Raw genomic sequence first — 6299 nt, forward strand, 5'->3', positions numbered from 1 at the left:
CGCCCCGCCCGAGGTCGACGCCACCACGGCCGACATCACCGCCGCGTACAAGGACGCCTTCCGCGGGCACCCCGCCGGCGTCGCGGTGATCACCGCCGAGGGCCCGGACGGACCGACCGGCCTCACCGCGTCGAGCGTGGCCTCGGTCGCGGTCGACCCGCCCGTGCTGGTGTTCTCGCTCTCCACGAACTCCGGGTCCGCCGGGGTCGTCCTCGGCACACCGCTGTTCGTGGTGCACCTGATGGACGCCCGCGGTGTGGCCCTCGCCAAGCGCTTCGCCTCCACCGGCAGTCCCGCGGCCGACGACCCGATCTGGGGACGACTGCCCTCGGGCGAGCGGTACCTGCCCGACGCCGCCAGCGCCCTGCGCTGCCGACCGCTCTCGACCACGCCCATCGGCAGCTCGACCGTCGTCGTCGCCGAGGTGCTCGACATCGTCGTCGGCCTCGACCGGGGCGAGCCGCTGGTCTACCACAACCGGGAATTCCACTCCCTGACCGATCGTTCCCGGCTCTCGTGAGCCGCGGAGCCCCGCACCCCACATCACCGATCGAAAGGACCGCCCATGGCTGAGTACACCCTGCCCGAGCTCCCGTACGACTACGCCGCCCTCGAGCCGCACATCAGCGGCAAGATCATGCAGCTGCACCACGACAAGCACCACCAGGCGTACGTCACCGGTGCGAACACCGCCCTGCAGCAGCTCGGCGAGGCCCGCGAGTCCGGCAACTTCGGTGCGATCAACAAGCTCGAGAAGGACCTGGCGTTCCACCTCGGTGGCCACGTGAACCACTCGATCTTCTGGACCAACCTCGGCCCGGACACGAAGGTCCCGGAGGGCGAGCTCGCCGCCGCGATCGACGAGTTCTTCGGCTCGTTCGAGAAGTTCCAGGCACAGTTCGCCGCGGTCGCCAACGGCATCCAGGGCTCCGGCTGGTCCGTCCTGGCCTGGGACGTCGTGGGCCAGAAGCTCGCCACGTTCCAGCTGTTCGACCAGCAGGGCAACATCCCGTTCGGTCTCGTCCCGATCTTCATGCTCGACATGTGGGAGCACGCCTTCTACCTCGACTACCTCAACGTCAAGGCGGACTACGTCAAGGCCGTGTGGAACATCGTCGACTGGGAGAACGTGGCCGCGCGCTTCGAGAACGCCAAGTCGCAGAGCTTCGTCACGCTCTGAGCGTCACCGACGCGGGTCGCTGAGGCGACCACCTGACGAACGGGAGGCCCGGTACCAGCTGGTACCGGGCCTCCCGTCGTCCCGTGGTGCGGTCGGACCCGCTGGTCGTCGGTCGCTGGTCGTCGGTCACCGGTCGTCGGTCGCCGGCACCGCCTACCGGCCGCCGCCCGCCTGCAGCCCGCTGCTCGGTCAGCGAGCGGCGACGTCGACCTCGGCGGCGAGCCGGCGAGCGACACCGCGGAGGACCGTGTCGGTGTGGGCGACGTCACCGTCGAGGACCGCTCCCCACTGCGCGCCCCGGGCAGCGAGCACGGCGGCCCCTGCGGCGCGGCGGGCGGTGCCGTCGTCGGCGCCGTGCGCCCGGGCCCAAGCGGCGAGGGTGTCCACGTGCGCCCGGTGCAGGCGGCGGTGCCGGTCGTGGTCGGACAGGCACTCGACCGAGCCGAGCTCGAACGTCAGGCGTGCCGCCAGGAAGCGCTCGGCGTCGTCGAGACCGCCGAAGACGCGGACCAGGTGGTCGGCGAGGGCTTGTTCGTCGGCGTCCGGGTCGAGGCAGACCGACAGCACCGGGTGGCTGAGGTGTTCGACCACGGCGTCGATGAGGCCGTCGCGCGAGCCGAAGTGGTACACGATCGGGTACGCGCTCGTGCCGAGGACCCGACCCAGGCTGCGGACCGAGACGTCTTCGAGCCGGGTGTGGTGGAGGTGGTCCGTGACCTTGCAGACGATCGCGGGCTTGAGCGTCGGGTCCGGTTTGCGTGGCATGGTCTCTTCCGAAGGCGGTGATCGGGACGGCTGACCGCCACGAGGACCGAGCGGACATGTCGCATTCTACCGGACGGTTCCGACACTCTGCCCTGCGCTAGACCGGCGTCGGCTCCGCGCGCACGGTCAGCGTCTGCACCAGACCGGCGGCGAGTGGCGCGAGACGGATCTCCACACGCAGACGACCGTGCTCACCGGGCAGCCACCACCGCAGGTGCGTCGGCGTGCTCGACTGCTCGGCGACCGGGGTGCCACGGAGGTCGGCCCCGACCACGGCGACCGCGGCGTCGAGCGCGGCAAGTCGGCGGTCCCAGGGCACGTCGAGCGGCACGTTCGGCGTGCAGATCGCGGCGGCTCGGTCGTCGTCCCAGTCGGCCAGGAGGCGCTGCACGGCCTGCTGGGCGGCTCGCGTCTCCGGCAACACCCGCTCCGGGGCGTCGGCGACCGGCGCGTGGGCGATCGACGCGTCGGCGATCGTGGCGTCGGCGATCGACGTGTCGGCTCCGGACCGCACGTCGGCCAGGACGAGGTCGTGCGCCCGCGTGGCAGCCACCGACACCTTGGCCTGGGTGGCGTTCTCGAAGGCGACGACACCGAGGCCGGTCGACACCGACCACCGCATGTGCGCCGAGAACCCGGGGTAGCCGCCGGAGTGCGACATGATCGAGCCGACGACGGGGTCGTGCTCGACGAACAGCCCGAAGCCGTACCCGGTCGCCCGGGTCGATCCGGGCAGTGACTCGGCCAGGACCATCCGCATCGCCTGCTGCATCGCCCGACGTCCGGCGGTGTCCAGCGGGCCGGCGTTCGCGGCTGCGGGCTCCGAGAAGGGCGGCGCCGTGCCCTCGAACGCGCTCGCCAGCCAGGACGCCCAGCGGGCGAGGTCCCGCACGGTGGAGAAGAGCCCGCCGATCGGTGAGAACGCGCCGGGCCCCGGTGTCGTCAGGGCCTCCCAGGCGGAGCCGTGCGGCCGGTAGCCCGTCACGACGTGCCCGCGGGCGTCGGCGGCCGCGAACACGGTGTCGTCGAGTCCGAGGGGGCGCAGGACCCGCTCGGTGGCGACGGACGTGAACGGCGCACCGGCGACGACGGCGACCACGCGGCCGAGCAGCGCGTAACCGAGGTTCGAGTACGCGAAGCGCGTGCCCGGCACCGAGTCGAAGAGGAGCCCGGCGCCGAGGACGGCGTCGAGCTCGTCGTCGGAGATGCTCTCCTGCCGGTCACCCCACGGGTCGTCGGTGGGGAAGCCCGCCGACATCGTCAGGAGCATCCGGACGGTGGGCACGGGGGAGTCCGCGGTCGGCAGGGCCACCGACCGGAACGCCGGCACGAAGTCGGTGACCGGGGCGTCGAGCGACAGCAGTCCGTCATCCACGAGTCCGAGGAGCGTCGTCGCGGTGACGCTCTTCGTGCACGACGCGATCCGGTACACGGTGTCGGCGTCGGGCGCCGTGCCGTCCCCGCGGTCCCCGGCACCACCGGAGGCCACGAGTCCGTCCCGGTCGAACACGCCCCAGACGCTGCTCGGGGCGATGCCGTCGGCGACCCGCTGCCGGTGCAGGGCGTCGACCTGGTCGAGCACCGCGGCGGACGGCCGGGTCATGCGCGCCGCATCTCGGCGTAGGCGTCGAGGGCACGCTGCCGGGTGGCCTTGAGGTCGACCATCGGCTCCGGGCGCGCTTCGTCGGCGGGCACCCAGCGGCGGACGTACTCCCGGTGCGGGTCGAAGCGCTCGAGCTGCCGGTCCGGGTTGAACACGCGGAAGTACGGCGCCGCGTCGAACCCCGAGCCCGCGACCCACTGCCAGTTCGCGGCGTTGTTGGCGGCGTCGGCGTCGACCAGCGTGTCCCAGAACCACTGCTCGCCGATCCGCCAGTCCACGAGCATGTTCTTCACGAGGAAGCTCGCCGTGGCCAGACGGACCCGGTTGTGCATCGCGCCGGTGTGCCAGAGCTCTCGCATGCCGGCATCGACCAGGTCGAAGCCCGTCGTGCCGTGGCGCCAGCGGTCGAGCTCCGACTCGGCGGCGTCCCGCCACGGGAAGGCGTCGAACTCACGACGGACGTTGGTGCGGGCGATGTCGTCGCAGTGGAAGTACTCGTTCCAGTTGAACTCGCGCCACGCGAGCTGGCGGAGGAACGCCGGCGCGGCACGTCGCTGATCCGGCTCGAGGGTCTCGTGCATGCGGTGCCAGACCTGGTACGGGCTGATCTCGCCCCAGCGCAGGTGCGGCGACAGGCTGCTCGTCGCTGCCTGGGCCGGTTCGTCCCGCTGGTCGTAGTCGGCGAGGGCCTCGTCGACGAACCGCTCGAGACGGTCGGACGCACCCTGCTCGCCGGGCGTCCACGCGTCGCGCATTCCGCCCGCCCAGTCCGGGGTCCTCGGCAGCAGGTCCCAGTCGTCGAGCGTGTCCGAGGCGACGTCCGGCGGCGCGGCGATGGTGTCCGGCTCGGGCCACGGGTGGCGAGGCTCGGGCATCGCCTGCGCCGCCCGCCAGAACGGCGTGAAGACCTTGAACGGCTCGCCCTTGCCGCTGAGGACCGTCCACGGCTCCCAGAGCAGGTTGGCCGCCGCGCTGTGGGCCTCGATCCCGCTGGCGATGAGGCCGGCCTTGATGCCCGCGTCGAGTTCGCGCTCCACCAGGCCGTACCGGCGGTTCCAGAACACGGCGTCGGCGCCGGACTCCTGCACGAGGGCGGGGATGACCTCGGCCGCCGGACCGCGGCGCAGCACGAGCCGCGAGCCGTACCCGCGCAGGTCGGCGTCGAGCGCGCTCAGGGACTGGTGGAGCCACCAGCGCGCCGCGGCACCGAACGGGCGGATGCCGTCGCTCTGCTCGTCGAGGACGTAGACGACCGTGACCGGGCCGCTGCGGTCGGTGGCCGAACGGAGGGCGGGGTTGTCGGCGATGCGCAGGTCGTCGCGCAACCAGACGACGGAGCCGCCCGCACCGTTCCCGCTCATGCCGGAGCCCCGACCGAGCGGCGGGTCGGCGTGGTCGCCGCGGCGCCGACGCGCAGCTTCGTGCACAGCTCGGTGAGCGTGCGGAGTTCGGCGTCGTCGAGCCCGGCACCGACCTGGGCCGCGATCGTGGAGGCGTGCTGCACGGCGACCGTGCGGTACACGTCGAAGCCGTGTGGCGTGAGGGCGACGATCACCCCGCGGGCGTCCGTGGGATCCGGCTGCTTCTCGACGATCCCCTTCGCGGCGAGCCGGTCCACCAGACGGCTGACGCTCGGTTGCGTGAGCAGGAGGTGCCCGGTCAGGTCACGCATCCGGCAGCGGCGTCCGGGCTGCGTGGAGAGGTTGAAGCACACGTCGTACTCGTTGAACGAGATCTCGGCGGACGGGAACTCGGTGTTGAGGTTCCGCATCACGGTGACCTGGGCGCGGAACAACGACTCCCAGGCGGCGACCGCGGTGGCCTTCTCGGTTCGGTGATCGCTCACGGGTCTTTCCCTCCGTCGGGTGGACCACCACCCTACCGACGGGCTCGGACACAGAACGCGGGCCGGCCGTCCTGGTGGACGACCGGCCCGCTCCCTTGCACCAAGAGATTCCTGCAATCACATTCCACAGCCGGTGCCACAGCAAACACCGTCTGCACGACCGACTGTATAACGGTGCGGTAACGCCGGGGAAGGGCGCCTCGCCGTCGAATCCTGCGAGTTGTCCGATCGGCGCACGAGAGCAGTTTCAGAAGAGGTCGGGCGAGGGGGTGGAGGCGTAGCGGACCGAGACGTCGGCGTGCCGGTCGAACCGGTAGCCCACGCCCCGGACGGTCCGGACGATCTCCTCGAACGCACCGAGCTTCGACCGGAGCCGACGCACGTGCACGTCGATGGTGCGCTCGTTCGGGGTCTCGTCCTCACCGTCGGACCACAGGCCCTCGATGATCGCCGAGCGGTCGACCGTGCGGCCCTCGCGGAGGACCAGGAACTGCAGGAGCTCGAACTCCTTGAAGGTCAGCGGTGCCGCTTCGCCGTCCAGGACGACACGCTTCCGGGAGATGTCGATGACGACCCCGGTCTCCTCCGGCTCGGGCTTCTCGGTCTGCTTGCGTGCCGCGACCGCCGAGCGGTCCTGCAGGGCCAGGCGGACGACGTCGACGTCCCGCCCGCCGGAGCCCTCGGCGGCGACGGCGACGGCCGCGTAGGTCTCGGCGGAGGGGACGAGCTGGGCGGTGAGGGCCTTCAGCTGTTCGACGACGGCGGCCAGCGTCGTGCCGGCGGCCGCGGCGGCCGCCTCGTCGAGACCGACGTACAGGGCGAACCCACGGGCCTCCGTGCCCTCCGGCAGCGCGCGGTTGCGGGGCGGCGCGACGACCGGGCTGGTCGGGACGGCGGAGCGGTCG

7 protein-coding genes are annotated in these 6299 nt (G+C 72.1%); 2 read left to right on the forward strand and 5 right to left on the reverse strand.

Going from position 1 to position 6299, the window contains the following annotated elements:
• Nucleotides 1–34: 34 nt before the first annotated feature.
• Complete coding sequence (locus tag QL987_RS16485; RefSeq protein WP_290158738.1) at nucleotides 35–520, forward strand: flavin reductase family protein; 486 nt, start codon at nucleotides 35–37, stop codon at nucleotides 518–520.
• A 45-nt stretch (nucleotides 521–565) separates the two neighbouring features.
• Entirely contained in the window at nucleotides 566–1180 is a 615-nt protein-coding gene (locus QL987_RS16490; RefSeq protein WP_111074387.1) for a superoxide dismutase, read from the forward strand.
• A gap of 189 nt (nucleotides 1181–1369) precedes the next feature.
• Here QL987_RS16490 and QL987_RS16495 read toward each other — a convergent pair whose 3' ends face one another.
• From QL987_RS16495 to QL987_RS16515, 5 genes are all read right to left on the reverse strand, one after another.
• Nucleotides 1370–1945 (reverse strand): hypothetical protein, encoded by a 576-nt coding sequence (locus QL987_RS16495; protein WP_290158733.1) that lies wholly within the window; start codon nucleotides 1943–1945, stop codon nucleotides 1370–1372.
• Nucleotides 1946–2042: 97 nt separating this feature from the next.
• On the reverse strand, nucleotides 2043–3548 hold the full coding sequence (locus QL987_RS16500; RefSeq protein ID WP_290158734.1) for a serine hydrolase domain-containing protein: 1506 nt from the start codon (nucleotides 3546–3548) through the stop codon (nucleotides 2043–2045).
• On the reverse strand, nucleotides 3545–4909 hold the full coding sequence (locus QL987_RS16505; protein WP_290158735.1) for a deoxyribodipyrimidine photo-lyase: 1365 nt from the start codon (nucleotides 4907–4909) through the stop codon (nucleotides 3545–3547). Before QL987_RS16505 ends, QL987_RS16500 begins: the two co-directional genes overlap by 4 nt.
• Nucleotides 4906–5394: a MarR family winged helix-turn-helix transcriptional regulator gene (locus QL987_RS16510; protein WP_258376664.1), complete on the reverse strand. Its 489-nt coding sequence runs from the start codon at nucleotides 5392–5394 to the stop codon at nucleotides 4906–4908. Before QL987_RS16510 ends, QL987_RS16505 begins: the two co-directional genes overlap by 4 nt.
• 247 nt (nucleotides 5395–5641) lie before the next feature.
• Nucleotides 5642–6299: winged helix-turn-helix domain-containing protein (locus QL987_RS16515; protein ID WP_290158737.1), on the reverse strand; the 658-nt coding region annotated here is incomplete at its 5' end.

Source organism: Curtobacterium sp. APC 4022, from assembly GCF_030407555.1.
Lineage (GTDB): Bacteria > Actinomycetota > Actinomycetes > Actinomycetales > Microbacteriaceae > Curtobacterium.

What these genes read in the sequence shown, in the direction of transcription:
- QL987_RS16490 (WP_111074387.1), top strand. Translation starts at nt 566, where the DNA reads ATGGCTGAGTACACCCTGCCCGAGCTCCCGTACGACTACGCCGCCCTC.
- QL987_RS16495 (WP_290158733.1), bottom strand. Translation starts at nt 1,945, where the DNA reads ATGCCACGCAAACCGGACCCGACGCTCAAGCCCGCGATCGTCTGCAAG.
- QL987_RS16500 (WP_290158734.1), bottom strand. Translation starts at nt 3,548, where the DNA reads ATGACCCGGCCGTCCGCCGCGGTGCTCGACCAGGTCGACGCCCTGCAC.
- QL987_RS16505 (WP_290158735.1), bottom strand. Translation starts at nt 4,909, where the DNA reads ATGAGCGGGAACGGTGCGGGCGGCTCCGTCGTCTGGTTGCGCGACGAC.